At 43.5% G+C, this 17,967-nt stretch carries 17 protein-coding genes and 2 tRNA genes; 4 read left to right on the top strand and 15 right to left on the bottom strand.

Translation table 11 applies throughout. The annotated features are described in order from the left end of the window. Window positions 1-468: 468 nt before the first annotated feature. Window positions 469-1,401: an integrase domain-containing protein gene (locus QWZ05_RS19955; protein WP_290300253.1), complete on the top strand. Its 933-nt coding sequence runs from the start codon at window positions 469-471 to the stop codon at window positions 1,399-1,401. 291 nt (window positions 1,402-1,692) lie between these two features. On the opposite strand, the gene QWZ05_RS19950 is transcribed toward QWZ05_RS19955, so the two are convergent. The 6 genes from QWZ05_RS19950 to QWZ05_RS19925 all read right to left on the bottom strand — a co-directional run bounded on the left by QWZ05_RS19950 (window position 1,693) and on the right by QWZ05_RS19925 (window position 6,965). Continuing rightward, the gene (locus QWZ05_RS19950; protein WP_264877510.1) at window positions 1,693-2,397 is read right to left on the bottom strand and encodes a hypothetical protein; all 705 of its coding nucleotides are present in this window, start codon (window positions 2,395-2,397) and stop codon (window positions 1,693-1,695) included. A 240-nt stretch (window positions 2,398-2,637) separates the two neighbouring features. Continuing rightward, on the bottom strand, window positions 2,638-3,939 hold the full coding sequence (locus tag QWZ05_RS19945; RefSeq protein ID WP_264877509.1) for a site-specific integrase: 1,302 nt from the start codon (window positions 3,937-3,939) through the stop codon (window positions 2,638-2,640). Window positions 3,940-3,942: 3 nt separating this feature from the next. Then, window positions 3,943-4,152: a hypothetical protein gene (locus QWZ05_RS19940; RefSeq protein WP_264877508.1), complete on the bottom strand. Its 210-nt coding sequence runs from the start codon at window positions 4,150-4,152 to the stop codon at window positions 3,943-3,945. Window positions 4,153-5,343: 1,191 nt separating this feature from the next. Next, window positions 5,344-5,420 (bottom strand) — tRNA-Val (locus QWZ05_RS19935). Between the two features lie 36 nt (window positions 5,421-5,456). Beyond that, window positions 5,457-5,533 (bottom strand) — tRNA-Val (locus QWZ05_RS19930). Window positions 5,534-5,771: 238 nt separating this feature from the next. Then, window positions 5,772-6,965, bottom strand: a complete 1,194-nt coding sequence (locus QWZ05_RS19925) for a class I SAM-dependent methyltransferase (protein ID WP_290300250.1) — start codon at window positions 6,963-6,965, stop codon at window positions 5,772-5,774. A 170-nt stretch (window positions 6,966-7,135) separates the two neighbouring features. Here QWZ05_RS19925 and yccX point away from each other — a divergent pair, with 170 nt between their 5' ends. Continuing rightward, a complete protein-coding gene (gene yccX, locus QWZ05_RS19920; protein WP_264877506.1) occupies window positions 7,136-7,408 on the top strand; it encodes an acylphosphatase in 273 nt (90 codons plus the stop codon). A gap of 85 nt (window positions 7,409-7,493) precedes the next feature. On the opposite strand, the gene QWZ05_RS19915 is transcribed toward yccX, so the two are convergent. From QWZ05_RS19915 to QWZ05_RS19890, 6 genes are all read right to left on the bottom strand, one after another. After that, window positions 7,494-7,823, bottom strand: coding sequence for a TusE/DsrC/DsvC family sulfur relay protein (locus tag QWZ05_RS19915; protein ID WP_264877505.1), 330 nt, complete (start codon window positions 7,821-7,823; stop codon window positions 7,494-7,496). A 112-nt stretch (window positions 7,824-7,935) separates the two neighbouring features. After that, window positions 7,936-8,598, bottom strand: coding sequence for a Bax inhibitor-1/YccA family protein (locus tag QWZ05_RS19910; RefSeq protein ID WP_164648179.1), 663 nt, complete (start codon window positions 8,596-8,598; stop codon window positions 7,936-7,938). Window positions 8,599-8,897: 299 nt separating this feature from the next. Continuing rightward, window positions 8,898-9,644, bottom strand: coding sequence for an amino acid ABC transporter ATP-binding protein (locus QWZ05_RS19905; protein WP_264877504.1), 747 nt, complete (start codon window positions 9,642-9,644; stop codon window positions 8,898-8,900). A gap of 19 nt (window positions 9,645-9,663) precedes the next feature. After that, window positions 9,664-10,761 carry an amino acid ABC transporter permease gene (locus QWZ05_RS19900; protein WP_264877503.1) on the bottom strand — a complete coding sequence of 366 codons (1,098 nt, stop codon included), beginning with the start codon at window positions 10,759-10,761 and terminating at the stop codon, window positions 9,664-9,666. Between the two features lies 1 nt (window position 10,762). Next, window positions 10,763-11,968 (bottom strand): amino acid ABC transporter permease, encoded by a 1,206-nt coding sequence (locus QWZ05_RS19895; protein WP_264877502.1) that lies wholly within the window; start codon window positions 11,966-11,968, stop codon window positions 10,763-10,765. A gap of 117 nt (window positions 11,969-12,085) precedes the next feature. After that, entirely contained in the window at window positions 12,086-13,114 is a 1,029-nt protein-coding gene (locus QWZ05_RS19890) for an amino acid ABC transporter substrate-binding protein (protein WP_264877501.1), read from the bottom strand. Window positions 13,115-13,574: 460 nt separating this feature from the next. Between QWZ05_RS19890 and QWZ05_RS19885 the strand changes: the two genes are divergently transcribed. Further along, window positions 13,575-14,510: a precorrin-2 dehydrogenase/sirohydrochlorin ferrochelatase family protein gene (locus tag QWZ05_RS19885; protein ID WP_290300244.1), complete on the top strand. Its 936-nt coding sequence runs from the start codon at window positions 13,575-13,577 to the stop codon at window positions 14,508-14,510. 112 nt (window positions 14,511-14,622) lie between these two features. Here the strand turns inward: QWZ05_RS19885 and QWZ05_RS19880 are convergent, their stop codons facing one another. The 3 genes from QWZ05_RS19880 to QWZ05_RS19870 form a co-directional block, all read right to left on the bottom strand. Then, a complete protein-coding gene (locus QWZ05_RS19880; protein WP_290300242.1) occupies window positions 14,623-15,132 on the bottom strand; it encodes a fasciclin domain-containing protein in 510 nt (169 codons plus the stop codon). 165 nt (window positions 15,133-15,297) lie between these two features. Then, complete coding sequence (locus QWZ05_RS19875; RefSeq protein WP_290300241.1) at window positions 15,298-15,780, bottom strand: YajQ family cyclic di-GMP-binding protein; 483 nt, start codon at window positions 15,778-15,780, stop codon at window positions 15,298-15,300. Between the two features lie 11 nt (window positions 15,781-15,791). Further along, on the bottom strand, window positions 15,792-16,853 hold the full coding sequence (locus tag QWZ05_RS19870) for a 3-deoxy-7-phosphoheptulonate synthase (protein ID WP_290300239.1): 1,062 nt from the start codon (window positions 16,851-16,853) through the stop codon (window positions 15,792-15,794). Window positions 16,854-17,081: 228 nt separating this feature from the next. Here QWZ05_RS19870 and QWZ05_RS19865 point away from each other — a divergent pair, with 228 nt between their 5' ends. Further along, the gene (locus QWZ05_RS19865) at window positions 17,082-17,900 is read left to right on the top strand and encodes a putative PEP-binding protein (protein ID WP_290300237.1); all 819 of its coding nucleotides are present in this window, start codon (window positions 17,082-17,084) and stop codon (window positions 17,898-17,900) included. Window positions 17,901-17,967: the final 67 nt, after the last annotated feature.

The raw sequence follows: 17,967 nt of genomic DNA, 5'->3' as shown, positions 1-17,967 counted from the left end.
TCCCTTGAAAAGTTTTTGAAAGTTAACAGTGCTATTGGCGGTAGAGCAAAGCAGTAAGCCTCATTTTGAGTGGCGTTACTGCTCTAATTGCCCTCTCTATGCATAGCATTTTAAATCAGCGAACAAATAGCATGAACCAAGGTAGAGGATGCAATAAGCCACAAATGCTGCAGTCTTCAGCGCTACCTTTAGGACCGAGGATGCAATACGCCCTTTTGACCTCAGCAAGTGAGGAAACGGTCACCCAACAAGAGTGAGGATGCAAAAAGCCCATCGGACTTCAGATAGGAAGGAGCACTTTTGTAGAGACGTAATCATTCATCGAGACAGGTAGAAAGCCTGCGCACTCATGCTAGAGGAGCAAAAGCACAAATTAATTGGAGGAGCAATACAAAGAAATACAGTGGTCATCGAATCAATACACTTCGAGATTTTACTAAGGCGAACTATAACCTCGGCTCAAAGGACATGGTGAAAGCGTTAATCAATGCCAGTTTAGAAGAGCAGGGCGGTGTTAAGTCGAATACTCACCGTACGCGCTTGCCAGCGATACGCTTGTTTGGTGCGTTTATCAAGCAAGAGTTGGGTGTCAAAAGGTTGAACTACATCGAGCAGAGTCACCTATTCGCGTTCGGCGAGTATTTGAGAGACAAGTTCGAGGAAAAGGGCGAGTTAACTGCAAGTAGCGCACGTGACTACCTTAGTCACATTAATTGTGTGCTCGCTCAGGCAAGGGGGGATGAGTCACTGACAATAAACGCGACTAAGGATTTACTTTTTCCACCGAAGTCAGGCATTGCACTCAAAGATGGCTCTGTAGCCCAGAGCATCCACAATAAAGTCGTTCAGAGCTCAAGTACCGAAGTTGCCTTAATCGCTCGCTTACAGCGGGCTTGGGGAATGCGCTTTCGTGAAGCGGCCCTTTTTTATGCGAGTCAGGCCGTAAAACAAATCAATGAGCATGGACAAATCGAAATATCACGGGGAACAAAGGGAGGCCAAGCGCGTTGGGTACCATTGGAGAATCCAGCCCAAAAGAAGGTCCTTGAGGATGTTGCGCATTACCAAGCAGTGGTAGGGCATGACAGTTTGGTGCCGAAGGAGATGAGCTTCAAAGCGTTTCAGAGTATGGCCTGGCGCGAAACCAAAGCAATTGATAATGGATACTGTAGTCATGGTGAACGTAAGACGTTTGCGATGAGCTACTACGAGCGGCATGTTGGCGCAGCTTGTCCCGTCAGAAGTGGCGTAGCCCATGGGGCTGAGCACTATCGATATTTAAGTCACACCTTAAGCATTTCGATAGAGCAGGCGAAAGCGAGAGATAAAGTCGTCCGTCTGCAACTCTCAAAGATACTTGGGCATCATCGTCTTTCCATCTGCAATGCTTATTTGGGGTAGCACTGTGAATCGAGAGAGCTATCGACAAATTATGACGATAATGTCGTTTTACAACAAGAAAGGCATTGGCTACCGGAAAGTCCAACTCAGAAGACTTGTCGCGATTTTTGATGACATATTTTGCCATGAGCCCTATTTAGGAGAAAGAATCACCTCAGTGGGTCGAAGGCAGCTTATCGGGTATTGGGAAAGGACAAAGCATGAAAGCACTCAAGTCCGACTGGAAAAATACAGAGTGCTGACGCTTTTTTATGCCACCGCTCATATCAACGTTCGGGTTCCGAGGCCACGCTATAAGGTTTGAGTGACGCTTTCACCGCTATGCTTTCTTACAAACGCTGGGGTGAGTATCCGCGTAACTTCCATGGCAATCAGCAACTCAATTAACAGTACGACGGTAGGGGATGGGATACGTCCGTTAGCAACTACCGCAAAAACGAGCAATCCTGTTAACATCATGTAATTTAGAGGATTTCGACATACTCGCACTTTGTCCTCCTGGTGAACTTCAAGCTGTAATGCTGTGGTAAAGAAGCCAATTAGAAAAGAAATCACTATCGGTACACTGAATATTGCAGTCAGCACTGAAGTGAGCACGATGGCTCCGCTCAGTTCGCTATCGCGGGCGTTTGACGGCTCGATAAGCTCATATAGCATCGTCATATCAAGAATGTTAGGCGCTCCATAGAGCACACCAATAAACAAAATTGCAGCAGAGACACTGAACAGTTGGTTTACAGGGTGATACAAAGACCAAATCCCACAGGCTAGATATTGCTTTGATGCATGGATTAAGAAAGCCATATGGAAGGTAAGATAAGCGCCAAGCACGCTGACAAAGGCAAAGTAAGCAGGAGCAGTGTGCTCGTTGGTGAATAAACCAAAGCCCATACTTAGCATGTTGTACAAGAAGATATACGTGAGCCCAGCAAGCGCTCTGAATGTCATAGCGGCACCGCGCTCTGCGATGGTTTTTAGCTGAATTAGTTTGTTCATAGTGCTCTTCCTTTTTGATTAGAACACTATCCATTATGTAATATATTGGTAGTTGACCAAATTTCCGATAATTTAATAATATTCCTATGATTAGTGTAACTCTTAGATTAAATTAAAGGAGAAGGAAGAAAATGCTACTATAGGGAGAATTAATAACGGACCAGTTAAGGCCGGACAGTTATCTGATACTGAATAGATTACTGTCCGGTGTAAAATTTATGTAGTAATATAATATTCTGGTTACTTTTTACTGCATTTTAAAGGGACCACTATAGAAGGTACGTGATTCCATTTTACTTTGGATTTTCTAATATAGATGTTAGTGGTTTTTTCGCTGGAATGACCCATGACTGTCGATGGTTCATAATTTGAATCCTCCATTATTGTTGCTACTAATGGTCTGATTTGACTAAAAGTAGGGCGTAGCGATTTGTCTAGTTCGGCATACAAGTTGAGTTGGTCGCGAACTTTTGAGAATTCTTCACTAATCAAACGCTTTGAAACTTGGTATTCGTGGTCACAGTCTTTTGATAGCTTGTTGTTCCGTAAGCGCATACGTTGCACGATATACGGACTAGAAATGCCTTGTGTTTGAGAAAGCTCAACAGCATATTTAATTTCCTCATTGACAGGGATGGCAATATATGAAGATTTATTCTTCTTTGTCTTATTGCGATGAATATAAAGTGTGCCAAAGATAATATTGCCACTATCGTCTATTTCAGGATCGTCAAACCACACAATTCCGCATGTATTAGGTTCCGGAAAAGGAATGTCTCTTTTAATTCGGTGAATTTCATTGACTGTATGAGTGCTTTGGGATGCTAATATCATAGCCACTTTCAGAAAAATAGGTGCATGTTCATATATTAGGAAAAAAGCTTCCTCTGATAAGTCATGACGTTTTCTTTCTTTATCCTTCTCATAGATTGGTTTCAACATTTTATCACTCATAAAATTATGTTCAATTGCGTCTTGATCCTTGAGGAATGCAAATAGTTTTTTCACAAGGGCTACTTTTTTATTGTAGACCTCTTTGGACTTGCCACCATAAGAATTTTCAATAAATTCAATGATATCTTCATACTTAAGTTTACATGTCAGTATGTGCCCAAGGGCTGCATTTAGCCGCTCTATGTCGTTAATCTTCGTCTGTTTTACTTGTGTGCTATTATCGTTATCATTGATGCTTTCCTTAAATTTATCAAGCCAGTGAGATAGACTTTTCCCTTTTCTAAGGCTTTTACTTTTGACTATAAAATTAAGTAATTGGCTATGACTTCGGTATTCATTGTTATATGCAATAACAGCTTCAATTATCTCTTTAAATTTATATTCAATAGGATATAAGATTTTCTTTCCGTTAATTAGGGTGAATCGATAGCGAGTAGCCCCATTTATTATTTCTCGATACAAATATCGAGGTAAGCCAGAGTTTTCCTTCTTACGATTTCTACCAATATATAGCTTTGGTTCAAAAGCACTACAACCATGCTTAAAGAAAAATTCAATTAAACTTAGAAACATATGAATGATAGCCATATTCTATTTCTCCATCATTTTTAACAGTTCATTGACTCGACTGGAGTGGATAAATGGACAACCATCTTCTGGTACAATTACGAACCAGATCCCACTTGGTGTTTTTTCACCCGCTAAGTGACCGTTTCTTAACCAGTTCCGTATGGTTGCTAGTGTAAGGTCAGCATCTGGATAGAATAGATCTTTGAATTGTTTGACAGTAATTTTTTTCATGTTCAATTTCTCTATGAATGAGATTTTTCTATGTTGTGTAAGGGTATTAATACCTATTTTTTTATTGATTGCTGAGGTTGTCGATAAATTTGCGTACTGGATCGTAAATAGTGCTCAGCACGAGCACTGACCAAGAAGTAACCGAAATGAAAGAAATTTAATACAATCAAATATATAAATTGTTTGCATATATAGAATATCAACTTTAGCTATTAGTCGGCATTTTTCCTGTAGCTCGAGTAGATATTAACAGCTAGTTAACTTACACCAAGTTGTGGCACATTGTGGACGTGTAATTATGTGCAAGAAATCTTATTAAATGTAGATGGGAGAATCTGAAGTCATGAGTAAATTTGAACGAGAGACTCAAAGATAAAGGAAGTTAACTGCAACACGATTATACATCCAATTCTTAAGCTAAGGACATTTAGGCTTCGTCACATTTTTATTGGCTGAAGTGTATGAAGTTTTTCAATCCGAAAAGTCTCAACATCGCCAAACCAAGGAGTCAGGACAACAGATTTAACGTCGAGTTGTTGAATGTATAGAGCAAGGTAGTAAATCACGCTAACTAAGACTGCCGGTGTGGTATCAGATGCCCCAAGAAAGCGCGTATAGGTAAAGGTCTAGAGTTAGCACAAAAGCACATAAAAACGGACTATAGAACTTGTATACGTCAGATATTAACCACAGTCTCCCAGCTCCTTCAATAACGGTTCACATTATGAGAAAGGAAAACATCGTGTTCAATTGGCTTTAGAAGAGGTACTTTCAACGATATCGGCTGCTTATAAGTAAACGTAACGAGCAATAAGATATTGCGTGAACAACCTTTTGGGAATCCAGGACAGTAATCTTGATGTTCGATTGTATTGAAGTTTAGGGTAATAAATATGTTCGACAAAGCCCTTATGCGAGAGGTGAGGTGCGGGTTACTCTTCGTTAAAAATGAGAATGTGGTGAGAAATACAACACTACTGGATTTTCCCAATTTTTTACCAATATTTTACCAACACTTGTAGAGTCTGCTAGAAAGTATGAATCTGTCCAAACGAATGTTCATTCATGACATGAGTTTCTGTATGCGGAAAATTAGACTAGAAAATGGATTGAAGAAGTTGCAGGTAACCTTCAGAAACAACAAAGCCCGCTATAAAAGCGGGCTTTGTTGTTGTTCTATAAGAACGAATATGGTGGATCCGGGCGAACTCGAATCGCCGACCCCCGCCATGTCAAGGCGGTACTCTAACCAACTGAGCTACGGATCCAGATTGTGTTCTTTTGCATTGTTATGCAGTAAGGAGTGGTGGGTCCGGGCGAACTCGAATCGCCGACCCCTACCATGTCAAGGTAGTACTCTAACCAACTGAGCTACGGACCCATTCCTTAAGAACGAGATGGATATTAACGGCTCAGATGAAAGGGTGCAAGCGTAAAATCAAGGTTTTGTGACTGTTTGATTTTTTTGTGAACAGGTTGGTGGGGGAATGAGCGAAATAGGTGCCACCAGCACTGTTAAATGAATGTTTTGAGAGAACTTAAACTGAAGTATGTGATTTAGGCGGAAGGATGAAGGTAGAAGGAGCGAAACCGCTATCCTTCTACCTTCATCCTATTTTTTATAGAACCTTACAAGCAAACCCTTTCAAGTAGAAACCTTCAGGGTAAGCGGTATCGGTTGGGTGATCGGCAGCTTGCTCAAAACGCTCTACGAATTTTACTGAACGGCCAGCATCTACCGCAGCGTCAGCAATGATCTTTTGGAACAGGTTTTGGTCCATTAGGCCTGAGCATGAATATGTCAGAAGCGTGCCGCCTGGTTTAAGAATTTGCATCGCTAGCATGTTAATGTCTTTGTAGCCGCGACAAGCGCCGTTGAGCTGTGCTTTGGTGTCTGCAAACTTTGGTGGATCCATGATCACGACATCAAACTTAGTACCTTGATCGCGGTATTCACGCAGCAACTTGAACACGTCTGCATTTAAGAATACAGCGCGTTTCTTAGAGATATCGAAGCCGTTTTCAATAGCGTTCTCTTTGGCTCTATCAAGAGCAGGTTGAGACACGTCGGCGTTTATCACGCGTGAAGCGCTGCCTTTAAGTGCATATAGACCAAATCCGCCTGTGTAAGAGAAGCAGTTTAAGACTTCTTTATCTTTCACGTACTTCATTGATTGCTGACGGCTGTCACGTTGGTCTAAATAGAAGCCTGTTTTATGACCATTTTGGATATCAACACCAATCTTGATGCTGTTTTCTTCAATCCATACATTCGCCGGAGGCATTTCACCGTGTAATACACCTGTTACTTCTTCTAAGCCTTCTTTCTTGCGGATAGCTACGTCAGAGCGCTCATAGATATTGCAGTCAGGGAAGACTTCTAAAAGAGCCTTCACTAATGTGTCGCGATGCAAATCTGCACCTGCACTAAGAAGTTGGCAAACAAGGTAGTTGTCGAACTTATCAATTGTAACACCGGGTAGGCCATCATTTTCAGCGGCAATTAGACGAAACCCCGTTAGACCATCACGTTTGATAACTTCTTCACGTAAAACGAGTGCATCACGAATGCGCTGCTCAAAGAACGCTTGGTCAATGTCCTTTTTTTCAAATGACCAAACGCGGGCACGGATTTGAGAATTTGGCGAATAAGCAGCTTTAGCGAGCCATCGCCCTTTAAAGCTGTATACATCAACGGTTTCCCCAAGCTGTGGTTCGCCTTCAACTCGCTCGATACCGCGTGAGAAGATCCAAGGGTGACGACGTTGAAGTGATTTTTCACGACCGCGTGTAAGATAAATCGCTGGTTTCATAAGTGAACTCGTAATTGAACAGTGATGGGGAAAATGGTCGGCTATTTTGTATAAAGCTTAGAACAAAAGCAAGGTATGAGGCTGATCTCACTCTAAATTGAGGCTAGATGGGAAGAATCTTCTATAGCTTCTACAATTAATGCATGAAAACAGACTAAGTCGGGGGCTACATGTCACACATATCGCGTAAGTTTATTGTATCTGGAGTGGTGCAAGGGGTTGGGTTTCGTTATCACACCTGTCATGAAGGTTTAAAGCTTGGTTTAAACGGATATGCGCGAAATCTTGCGAATGGCAACGTAGAGGTGTTGGCAACAGGTGACGATGGTGCTGTAGAGCAACTCGAAATGTGGCTGAGTGCTGGGCCTAGAACCGCCTCGGTTGATTCGGTCGTGAGTGAGCAGGTCGCATTGATAGAAATGAGAGGGTTCGAGATTCAATAACTAACTCGCTAGAACTATAGCCACCAAACATTATAGTCACTAAGGCCGTCAATTTGACGCTCTTAGTGACGCGGTAACTTAAGTATTATAGGCATTTCGCCGGCTTAGGTAATCCTGCAAGCTTCGTTGCTTGCTTTGCAGGCCCTTGCTTAAATAGCTTAAACAGGTATTTACTGTTGCCTTTTTCTGGGCCGTGTTTCTTTTCCATCGCTTTGACGAGCATACGTACTGCAGGTGAGGTGTTAAACTCTTCATAGAAGTCACGTACGAAATGCACCACTTCTAGGTGTGCTTCGGTTAGCTCAATACCTTCCATTTCTGCTAGCACTTCAATCATTTCTGGCTGCCAATCAGTGTGGTTGAGCAGGTAGCCTTGTGCGTCGGTTTCGATCTGTTTCTCTTTAAATACAAACATAATTCATCAGGGTATTAGTGTGACACTTCGCAAGTGTAAACCCTATTGAAGTGATTGAAAACAAAAAGCCCGAGCAAATGCTCGGGCTTGAATTTGAGAGTAATCGTTGAGATTAGTCGTCGTTCATCACACCTAGGATGCTTAGCAGGCTGATGAAGATGTTGTATAGCGATACGTATAGGCTAACCGTTGCTGAGATGTAGTTTGTCTCACCACCACGAATGATAGATTGCGTTGTTAGTAGAATCACGCCTGTTGAGAACAGGATGAACATCGCGCTCATTGCTAGGTATAGCATCGGCATCTGTAGGAAGATGTTCGCTACCATGCCCACTAGAAGCACAACGAAGCCAGCCATTAGCATACCGTTTAGGAATGATAAGTCGCGCTTAGTTGTTAGTGCGTAAGCTGATGCACCCATAAATGCCAGTGCTGTGCCACCTAGAGCAGTCAGAACCACATCACCCATACCAGCACCGATGTACATGCTAAGGATAGGGCCTGTTGTGTAACCTAGGAAGCCAGTAAATAGGAATGTAAAGACAAGACCCATGCTGTTGTTACGGTTCTTCTCTGTTAGGAATAGTAAGCCATAAAAACCAACCAGCATCAGGATTAGACCTGGGCGAGGTAGGTTCATTGCCATTGAAAATGCAGCAACAACTGCTGACCAAAGCAGTGTCATTGAAAGTAGAGCGTAGGTGTTGCGCAGTACTTTGTTCGTTTGTAGAGCACTCTCTTGAGTCGCTGTACGGCTAAACATAGGGTTGTTCATAATCTTCCTCGTAAAAGAATGATAGTTATTTACTCCCTTTATGGGGGTAAAGCTTGAAAAAATCAAGCCCAAAACCAATAGGGGTATTATTTATTAGCCACAAAATGCAACTAAGGATCAATTGGTTAATGATAATGGAAATGGTCTTTCTAATCGTTACTGAGTTGTAACAGGGTGTGACTTAAGGATAAAGGCGTTGCAAAATACATTTTGCGTAGTGAATTCGATGTTTGTCAGAGTCGAAGCAGATAGGCTGAAGGAAGAAGGATTGATCCTTCTTCCTTCAGCCTTGAGTTTGGTTAATGATGCAAAATCTGCGCTAAGAAGTTTTGCGTTCTATCCGACTGCGGGTTCTCAAAGAAGTCTACGGGGTTGTTTTCTTCGATGATTTCACCTGCATCCATGAAGATGACTCGGTCTGCAACCTCTTTGGCAAAACCCATTTCGTGGGTCACGCAGAGCATGGTCATCCCTTCGTCTGCAAGCTCTACCATAACATCGAGCACTTCCCGTACCATTTCAGGGTCAAGTGCTGATGTCGGTTCATCAAACAGCATCACTTGAGGATTCATACACAAAGAGCGTGCAATCGCTACACGTTGCTGCTGACCACCCGAAAGTTGCCCTGGGTATTTATCGGCTTGATCTGGAATCTTCACGCGCTCTAAGTATTTCATGGCGATCTCTTCTGCTTCCTCTTTCGGCATTTTCTTGACCCAAATCGGCGCCAGAGTGCAGTTTTCAAGAACCGTAAGGTGGGGGAAGAGGTTAAAGTGCTGAAAACACATACCGACTTCACGACGAACGGCCTCGATGTTTTTCAGATCTTCCGTCAGTTCATTACCAGAAACAACGATTTGTCCTTTCTGATGCTCTTCTAAACGGTTGATACAGCGAATCATTGTAGACTTACCTGAGCCTGATGGGCCACAGATAACGATTTTTTCGCCTTTCTTTACTTGGAGGTTAATGTTTTTCAGAACATGAAACTCACCGTACCACTTGTTCATGTCATTGATTTCAATTACTAAATCTTGTTGTGTCATAATACGTCCCTGAGTTTCTTTATCGTTTGTGACCGGTATGCAGTTTGTTTTCGAGCCAAATCGAGTATCTCGACATGCCGAAACAGAATATCCAGAACACTAACCCAACAAATATATAACTTTCTGTAGCAAAACCTAACCACTCTGGGTCGGTATTTGCAGCCTGACCAATGCCCAATACATCAAACATACCGATGATGAGTACGAGGCTGGTGTCTTTAAACAAGCCAATGAAAGTGTTCACAATAGAAGGAATGGTAATTTTTAGGGCTTGTGGAAGAATGATGAGCCCCGTTTTCTTCCAGTAGCTTAACCCCAAGGCATCAGCTGCTTCATATTGTCCTTTTGGAATGGCTTGCAAACCACCACGCACCACCTCTGCCATATAAGCGGCACTGAACATCACCACACCGATTAAGGCTCGAATCAATTTGTCTGTGTCTGCGCCTTCGGCTAAGAAGAGCGGCAGCATAACCGAAGCCATGAACAGAACGGTGATAAGGGGGACGCCTCGCCAAACTTCAATATAGACAGTACAAATACTGCGTATAATCGGCATATCGGAACGGCGACCTAACGCCAGCGCGACACCGATAGGGAGTGAAACAACAATACCCACTAGCGCAATGATGAGCGTCACTAGCAAGCCACCCCAACGGTGCGTTTCAACCACTTCAAGTCCAAATACGCCACCGTAAAGAAGTGCTGCAATAATGAATGGATAGATATTAACGAAAAATAGGAAGATCCACGTGCGTTTTGGCGTTTTTTCATAGGCCAATAAAACAGTGAAAACTGCTAAGGTTGCGTAGAAAATGCGAGGGCGCCACAATTCTGCTTCAGGATAGAACCCATACATGAACTGTTGCCAACGCACGCTAATGAAGACCCAACAAGCCCCTTCTCGTGAACATGCATCACGCGTTTCTCCGACCCAATCGGCTTTGAGTATTGCCCAGTCGATGGTCGTCCATAAAAGGGAAATGACAAAGTAGGCAAGAACTAATGTTACGACGGAATTAACAGGTCCATTAAACAGATTGCGCTTTAACCAGCCAACAACACCCACCGTATTAGCCGGCGGTGGAAGATCTGGCTGAAATTGATGTACTTTCATATTATCTCTCCACCAAGGCAACTTTACGGTTGTATAGGTTCATCAGTGCCGATGTAATTAAACTTAACGACAGATAGACTGCCATGGTCATCGCAATGATCTCAATCGCCTGTCCCGTTTGGTTGAGTGTCGTTCCTGCGAACACTGAAACGAGATCTGGATAGCCAATGGCCATCGCAAGCGATGAGTTCTTTGTTAAGTTCAAATATTGGCTAGTGAGTGGAGGGATGATGATTCGCAATGCCTGAGGTATGACAATGAGTTTTAATGTGCGTGAACGAGGCAAGCCAAGCGACATTGCCGCTTCTGTTTGGCCATGGTTAACCGCATTGATACCAGAACGAACGATTTCAGCAATGAACGAGGCGGTATAGATACTTAGTGCCAGAAGCAGTGCAGCAAGTTCAGGAATGATGCTAATGCCACCACGGAAGTTAAAACCTTTTAGCGCGGGATAATCCCAACTTATTGGCTGCCCTGCAACGAAATAAGCGATCACAGGCACAACAACGCATAAAGCAACGGCAATACGCGCAAGCGGTGTTTGCTGACCTGTTAGTTTTTGCTTGTTCTTTGCCCAAACGCTGATGCCTAAAGTGAGAATAACACCCACGATGAGTGCGCCAATCACCAAGCCACTGCCTTGATTAAAGACTGGAGCTGGGAAATAAAGGCCACGTACATTAAGAAATATGGCTTCACCCAAGCTCAAGCTTTGTCGAGGGGAGGGCAATACCTGCAATACCGCGAAATACCAGAAGAAGATCTGCAGCAACAATGGGATGTTACGGAAAATCTCGATGTAGACCGCTGCCATTCGGCTCACGAGCCAGTTGGAAGAAAGTCGTGCGATACCGATTGTAAAACCGAGTACGGTGGCAAGAATAATACCCAATACAGAAACGAGAGCTGTATTAAGTAGCCCGACGATAAACGTTCGTCCGTAGGAGAAAGTCTCATCATATTCGACCAACGTAAGACCGATACCAAAACCCGCTTCTTGATCCAAAAAGCCAAAACCTGTGGCAATACCACGAGATTCAAGGTTGGTGAGGGCGTTATTTACGATGGTGTAGAAGAAAAAGATTAACCCGACAATGGCGAGTATTTGGAAAGTAACCGAGCGAAAGGTGGGGTTATATAGAATATTAGAGCCCGATTTCGACGCACTATTGGACGTCGAATTTTCGACATTAGTGGTTTTCATACAACTGTAACCTCAAGTCCATTTGAAACCCTCATATAAAGAGGGGACAGAGCGCTTGATAAAAGGGGCAGCAAAGCCGCCCCATATAATTATTATCTTGGCAAAACTTAAACTAACTTAGCGTAGAGGAGGCGCATACATGAAGCCGCCTTTATTCCATAACGCGTTAACACCACGCGAGATTTCTAGTGGAGAACCCGTACCAACCGTACGCTCAAAGCTCTCACCGTAGTTACCCACTTGCTTGATAACTTGATAACCCCAGTCATCACGGATACCAAGGCCTTTACCTTGAGGACCGTCAACACCTAGGATGCGTTTGATGTTTGGATCCGTAGACTTAAGCATTTCATCAGCATTTGCCGAGGTAATACCGTACTCTTCTGCGTTAACCATTGCGAATAGTGTCCACTTAGCGATATTGAACCACTGGTCGTCGCCTTGACGAACAACTGGGCCTAGTGGCTCTTTCGAAATGATTTCTGGTAGTACAACGGCTGAACTTGGGTCAGCAAGGTTTAAGCGTAGACCGTACAGACCAGATTGGTCGGTGGTTAGTACGTCACAACGACCCGCATCGAAACCTTTAGAAGTTTGCGCTGCCGTATCAAATACGACGGGTTTGTATGACATACCTTCGTTACGGAAGTAATCAGCTAGGTTCAGTTCGGTTGTTGTACCAGACTGAACACAGACTGCCGCACCATCAAGCTCTTTGGCACTAGAAACGCCAAGATCTTTTTTAACCATAAAGCCTTGACCGTCGTAGTAGTTAACGCCGACAAAGTTTAGGCCCAGTGCAGTGTCACGGTGCAACGTCCAAGTTGTGTTACGTGACAACACATCAATCTCACCAGACTGAAGTGCAGTGAAGCGTTCTTTTGCTGTTAATGGAACGTATTTCACTTTTGTTTTATCACCAAGTACAGCCGCTGCTAGCGCTTGACAATACTCTACGTCGATACCTTCCCATTCGCCTTTTGAGTTCGGGTTAGAGAAACCGGGTAGACCGGTACTCACACCACAAGAGACGAAACCCTGTTTGGTAACTTTTTCTAGTGTCGCTTCAGCCGCGAAAGCGTTTGAAGAAAGTAGAGCAGTCGAAGCCACAACAGCAGACGCAATCAAGGAGAGTTTCTTAGTCATGTGTATCCTTCCTGTTATTTCCGTACATTTCAGTGCAAGCCTGAAACAAAATCCTGAATAAATGTTGTGTGTAAGCATTAAGTATTTTTGTCAGGTCATTGCAAGTTGCATACAATGCAAAAAGCAATTTAAGCGTAGGTAAGGTTTTTGATTTTCTCAAACAACTAAATTTAAAAAGGTTTTCGAGATGTCTCACCAAAGCTGTGCAATCTAGCATGAACAATTGTTAGTGTAATGTAAATAGTGCAACATTGAACCAACATGGTGCATTGCGATCTTGCACTGTAATCAAACAGCTCTGATGAGTTTTGTTTTAGTGCAGAATATAAGACTAGAGATTAATCACGTTAAATGCTTAAAATTTGGTTGAAGATCTTTTTATAACGTACTTTTATGACAAAAAATGCACCAAATTGAACAATAACTGTTATTAGCACCTAAAGAAGGACGGTAAATTTAAATGCAGTATTTTCCTCTATTTATGAAGTTGGAAGGGAAGCCCGTATTGGTAGTGGGCGGGGGTGAAGTGGCGTGTCGAAAGATAGAGGCGTTAATCAAAGCAAGAGCTTGTATCACTATCGTCTCACCTAAGCTCGACCGTTATCTTCAAACGTGTGTTGAACAAGGGCAATGCGAGTGGGTTCAAGATGAATACAGACCTGAATATTTATCGCCGGACTTACTGCAAGTTTGGGCAACTACTAATCAAAATCAAGTGAATCACGCTGTTCATAAAGATGCGAAAAGTTTGAACTTGATCGTTAATGTGGTCGATGATCAGCCTTACTGCGACTTTATTACTCCGTCGATGATTGTGCGTGGTGATATCCAAATTGCTATCTCTAGTGGCGGAGCGTCACCCGTTTTAGTGCGGAATATTCGACAGTCTGTCGAGGCCAATTTAGCACAAAATACTGGACTACTAGCAGCATTTGGAGCGAGTAAGCGCGACGATATAAAACGTGTTTTGCCATCTGTCGATTTGCGTAGAATGTTCTGGGAACGTTTTTTTTCTGAGCCAGAAGTGCTTGCCGCAACGCAAATTGAACAGCTAGAGCAGGTTTATCAGAAACAACTTGAAGACGGACTTAAGAAGTCAGGAAGTGTTACGCTAATTGAGTTACCTGCGGCAGTTGATTTGATTAGCCTGCGAACGCTGCAAGCCCTGCAAAAAGCTGAAATGGTGCTTTACCCTACTGAATGTGATTATGCTTTTGTAGATATAGCTAGACGCGATGCCGACAGAGAGCCTTATCAAACAGAGACGGATATTGCTATGCGACTTGCAGAGTTAACTGAAAACAATGTCTGTATCTATGTGTATCCGGCAGTATTAGAGCAAGTCTCCAAGCAAATACCGCACTCACGTGTTCTCTATTCTGTAACGTGTGAGTGAATCTACGGACTCAAAAAAAGAGGACGTTCACACGTCCTCGTCTATCACCTAATCTGCTAACATAAACCATGACTAGTTTGATTAGACAGGGCAACATTTTTCCTGAGTTGGCTTACTGCGGCATGAGCACTTTATCAATCACGTGAATGACGCCATTACTGGTTACCACATCGGTTGCGACCACGTTAGCGTCGTTTACCATCACACTATCGCCAGCCACAGCTATCACGACTTCTTGGCCTTGCACTGTAGCTGCAGATGTCAGTTTAACTACGTCTTGAGCCATCGCTTTTGATGGGATCACATGGTACGTTAGTATAGCAATGAGCTTGTCTTTGTTTTCAGGCATCAAAAGCATGTCAATCGTACCTTCCGGCAGTGCGGCAAACGCCTCGTCAGTTGGGGCCAGCACCGTAAATGGCCCTTCACCTTTTAGAATCTCAACCAGCCCCGCAGCTTTAACTGCGGCCACCAGCGTAGTGAACGACCCATTTTGGGCGGCGGTATCTACGATGTCCATTTTTTTCATACCGTGGTCATGAGCGGCAATCGTAGCCGAAAAGAGTAAGCAGGTAAGAAGTAAGACTGTGGCGTTAATTTGGCGTAAAGTTCGAGAAAGCATTTTGCTGTCCTTTGTCAGTGGGATTTTAACTCCTGTGAATTGCTCTGATAATTACGCGCTTGGCCAATTAGGGATCAAAGTCGAAGGCATAGATACAAAAAAGCAGCGCTGTTGAGCGCTGCTATTCTCACCACCTCGATTCGTGAAACACGAACGGTAGACTAACTAGTCACGAAAGTTATTAAACTGGAATGGTTGGTCCAGTTCACCTTCACGAACAAGTTGCATTGTTGCTTGAAGATCGTCGCGTTTCTTACCAGTAACACGAACCTTCTCGCCTTGGATAGAAACTTGAACCTTGATCTTAGAGTCTTTAACTAGCTTGACAATTTTCTTCGCGATAGGTGTTTCGATACCTTGCTTGAAAACACACGTTTGGCTCCACATTTTACCAGAAGCGCTTGGATCTTGCGCTTCCATTGCGTTGACATCAACACCACGCTTTGTCAGGTTGGCACGCAGCATGTCACGCATCTGTTTTAGCTGGAACTCGCCCTCGGCAGAAAGCTTTGCTGTTTCTTCAACCATCTCGAAACTTGCTTCTACATTACGGAAGTCAAATCGAGTGGATAGCTCACGGTTCGCGTTTTCAATAGCGTTACGCAGTTCAACAGTATCGATTTCAGAAACGATATCAAAAGAAGGCATGGTTCTATTCCTTATTTGTGGTTACGACGTGCTTTCACACCATCTGAAAGCATATCTAACATTTGTTGCGTGTGAGCCCAGCTCAAGCAAGGGTCAGTGATCGATTTACCATATTCAAGATTATGGATATCTGCCATTGACTGGTTGCCTTCTTCGATGAAGCTCTCCGCCATAATACCGGCAACTTGGTGACTGCCGTTGGCCATTTGCTCACAGATGTCTTTTGCTACATCCAGCTGTTTGCGGTGCTGCTTTTCACAGTTCGCATGGCTGAAGTCAACGATCAAGCGTTGTGGAAGGTCAAACTCTTTGAGTTTTTCACATGCTGATGCCACAGAGGCAGCGTCGAAGTTAGGGCCCGTATCACCACCACGTAGAATCACGTGACCGTATGGGTTACCAGACGTGCGGTAAACGGTCATGCGGCCGTTTTTATCTGGTGAATAGAAGTAGTGAGACGCTTTCGATGCGCGAATCGCATCGATAGAAATCTTCACATTACCGTTCGTACCGTTTTTGAAGCCAACCGGGCAAGAGAGCGCAGAAGCCATTTCACGGTGAATCTGAGATTCTGTAGTACGCGCACCGATAGCACCCCAAGAGATTAGATCTGCAATATATTGCCCCGTAATCATGTCTAGGAATTCAGTTGCCGTTGCAAGACCAAGCTTATTGATGTCTAGAAGCAGTTTACGCGCCTTATGTAGACCCGCTTCAAGTGCGTATGAACCATCTAGGTTAGGGTCAGTAATCAGACCTTTCCAACCGACAACGGTGCGTGGCTTCTCAAAGTAGGTGCGCATAACGATGAAAAGTTCATCTTTGTATTGCTCTTGAACAGTTGCAAGGCGGTTTGCGTAATCGATAGCCGCTTCAGTGTCATGCACAGAGCAAGGGCCAACGATACAAAGAAGACGATCGTCTTCGCCGGTTAAAATTTTCTCGATTTGGCGGCGTGATAGTTCAATGCGTGCAGCAACATCATCTGTAAGAGGGTGAGCTTGACTCAGTTCCGCAGGAGCTGGCATAGGTCCGAGCGGTTGAGTACGCAATTCATCTGTTTTTAATGGCATAAAATCGCCTAATTATGTTTTTTGGAAACAGCAAAGATAACGAAAAATGGCGCTACATGAAACCGTTTAACTACAACAAAATGCGTTTCACAAACAAAAGTAGCGTCAATTGCATAATTCTTGCATTTTTATGCGTTATAAGTGAATTGGATACTTGTATTCGGTCTCATGTGTCGGTAATGTCAACACTAAACATGAAGTACATAATGCATAATGATAAGGGATAGCATGGAGCAAGGTCATCATTTCTCTCAGCAGTTGGGGCAATTCCTTCCGTCACAACAACTTGATTCAGGTACATTTTGTTATCTGTCTTTAGGCGATTGGCTGCGTCTCGCTGACAACAAAAAATTATTGAGTGACATTCAGTCTGTAGAGGCAAATACCTCGTCACTAATTGACAAGCTCGTTAACCAAATGAAATCGCAAGTAAGTTCAGAAGCGACTCTGCGTGTGAGTCTAGATAAGTTCACGAGCGATATTATCAACCAATCGACAGCCAATCTTGTTGAACCTGAAACTAACCCTTTAATGGGAGTTCGTGGCGTTGCACGCTATGCAGACAGCGATTACCAAGCTTGGTTCAAACTTGAGTGTGATTTGATTAAAGCATTAAGAGAAAATTTCTCGAATGTCTCAATCGTCGTGCCATTTGTTCGTAGCTTAGCTGACGCCGCGCGCATTATTGATAAATTAGCAGAGCAGGGGCTACCGAGAGGGCTCGAAGGGCTTAAAGTTCTGTTCTCGATTAATGTGCCATCATCCGCGCTACTAGCAGAGCGACTACTTCACTATTTTGATGGACTCGTGATCGATAGTGAAGATCTGACGCAATTTACCCTTGGGGTCGATAAGAGTAACCCTGTGCACAAGCACAGCTATGCACCAGATAATGAGTCTGTCGTTCACCTGGTCACTGCAGCGCAAATGGCAGCAGTGGCAGGTAAGAAACCTGCGATTCTGCTGACTGAAGCACTAGAGAGTAACCGAGCTTATCAAGCGTTACTTGCTGATAATAAAGAGCTATCAGTAGTAGTTACGTCGTAACTTATCCCCATCAAGCTCGACACCAATATCACAGAAAGCTGATAACTGTGTTGCACACTTGTAAAAT

This window comes from Vibrio agarivorans (assembly GCF_030409635.1).
GTDB classification, from domain to species: Bacteria; Pseudomonadota; Gammaproteobacteria; order Enterobacterales; family Vibrionaceae; genus Vibrio; species Vibrio agarivorans.
The sequence above is the reverse complement of the archived record's forward strand: the minus strand, read 5'-3'. Positions and strand labels throughout refer to the sequence as shown.

What these genes read in the sequence shown, in the direction of transcription:
- QWZ05_RS19955 (WP_290300253.1), top strand. Translation starts at nt 469, where the DNA reads ATGGTGAAAGCGTTAATCAATGCCAGTTTAGAAGAGCAGGGCGGTGTT.
- QWZ05_RS19950 (WP_264877510.1), bottom strand. Translation starts at nt 2,397, where the DNA reads ATGAACAAACTAATTCAGCTAAAAACCATCGCAGAGCGCGGTGCCGCT.
- QWZ05_RS19945 (WP_264877509.1), bottom strand. Translation starts at nt 3,939, where the DNA reads ATGGCTATCATTCATATGTTTCTAAGTTTAATTGAATTTTTCTTTAAG.
- QWZ05_RS19940 (WP_264877508.1), bottom strand. Translation starts at nt 4,152, where the DNA reads ATGAAAAAAATTACTGTCAAACAATTCAAAGATCTATTCTATCCAGAT.
- QWZ05_RS19925 (WP_290300250.1), bottom strand. Translation starts at nt 6,965, where the DNA reads ATGAAACCAGCGATTTATCTTACACGCGGTCGTGAAAAATCACTTCAA.
- yccX (WP_264877506.1), top strand. Translation starts at nt 7,136, where the DNA reads ATGTCACACATATCGCGTAAGTTTATTGTATCTGGAGTGGTGCAAGGG.
- QWZ05_RS19915 (WP_264877505.1), bottom strand. Translation starts at nt 7,823, where the DNA reads ATGTTTGTATTTAAAGAGAAACAGATCGAAACCGACGCACAAGGCTAC.
- QWZ05_RS19910 (WP_164648179.1), bottom strand. Translation starts at nt 8,598, where the DNA reads ATGAACAACCCTATGTTTAGCCGTACAGCGACTCAAGAGAGTGCTCTA.
- QWZ05_RS19905 (WP_264877504.1), bottom strand. Translation starts at nt 9,644, where the DNA reads ATGACACAACAAGATTTAGTAATTGAAATCAATGACATGAACAAGTGG.
- QWZ05_RS19900 (WP_264877503.1), bottom strand. Translation starts at nt 10,761, where the DNA reads ATGAAAGTACATCAATTTCAGCCAGATCTTCCACCGCCGGCTAATACG.
- QWZ05_RS19895 (WP_264877502.1), bottom strand. Translation starts at nt 11,968, where the DNA reads ATGAAAACCACTAATGTCGAAAATTCGACGTCCAATAGTGCGTCGAAA.
- QWZ05_RS19890 (WP_264877501.1), bottom strand. Translation starts at nt 13,114, where the DNA reads ATGACTAAGAAACTCTCCTTGATTGCGTCTGCTGTTGTGGCTTCGACT.
- QWZ05_RS19885 (WP_290300244.1), top strand. Translation starts at nt 13,575, where the DNA reads ATGCAGTATTTTCCTCTATTTATGAAGTTGGAAGGGAAGCCCGTATTG.
- QWZ05_RS19880 (WP_290300242.1), bottom strand. Translation starts at nt 15,132, where the DNA reads ATGCTTTCTCGAACTTTACGCCAAATTAACGCCACAGTCTTACTTCTT.
- QWZ05_RS19875 (WP_290300241.1), bottom strand. Translation starts at nt 15,780, where the DNA reads ATGCCTTCTTTTGATATCGTTTCTGAAATCGATACTGTTGAACTGCGT.
- QWZ05_RS19870 (WP_290300239.1), bottom strand. Translation starts at nt 16,853, where the DNA reads ATGCCATTAAAAACAGATGAATTGCGTACTCAACCGCTCGGACCTATG.
- QWZ05_RS19865 (WP_290300237.1), top strand. Translation starts at nt 17,082, where the DNA reads ATGGAGCAAGGTCATCATTTCTCTCAGCAGTTGGGGCAATTCCTTCCG.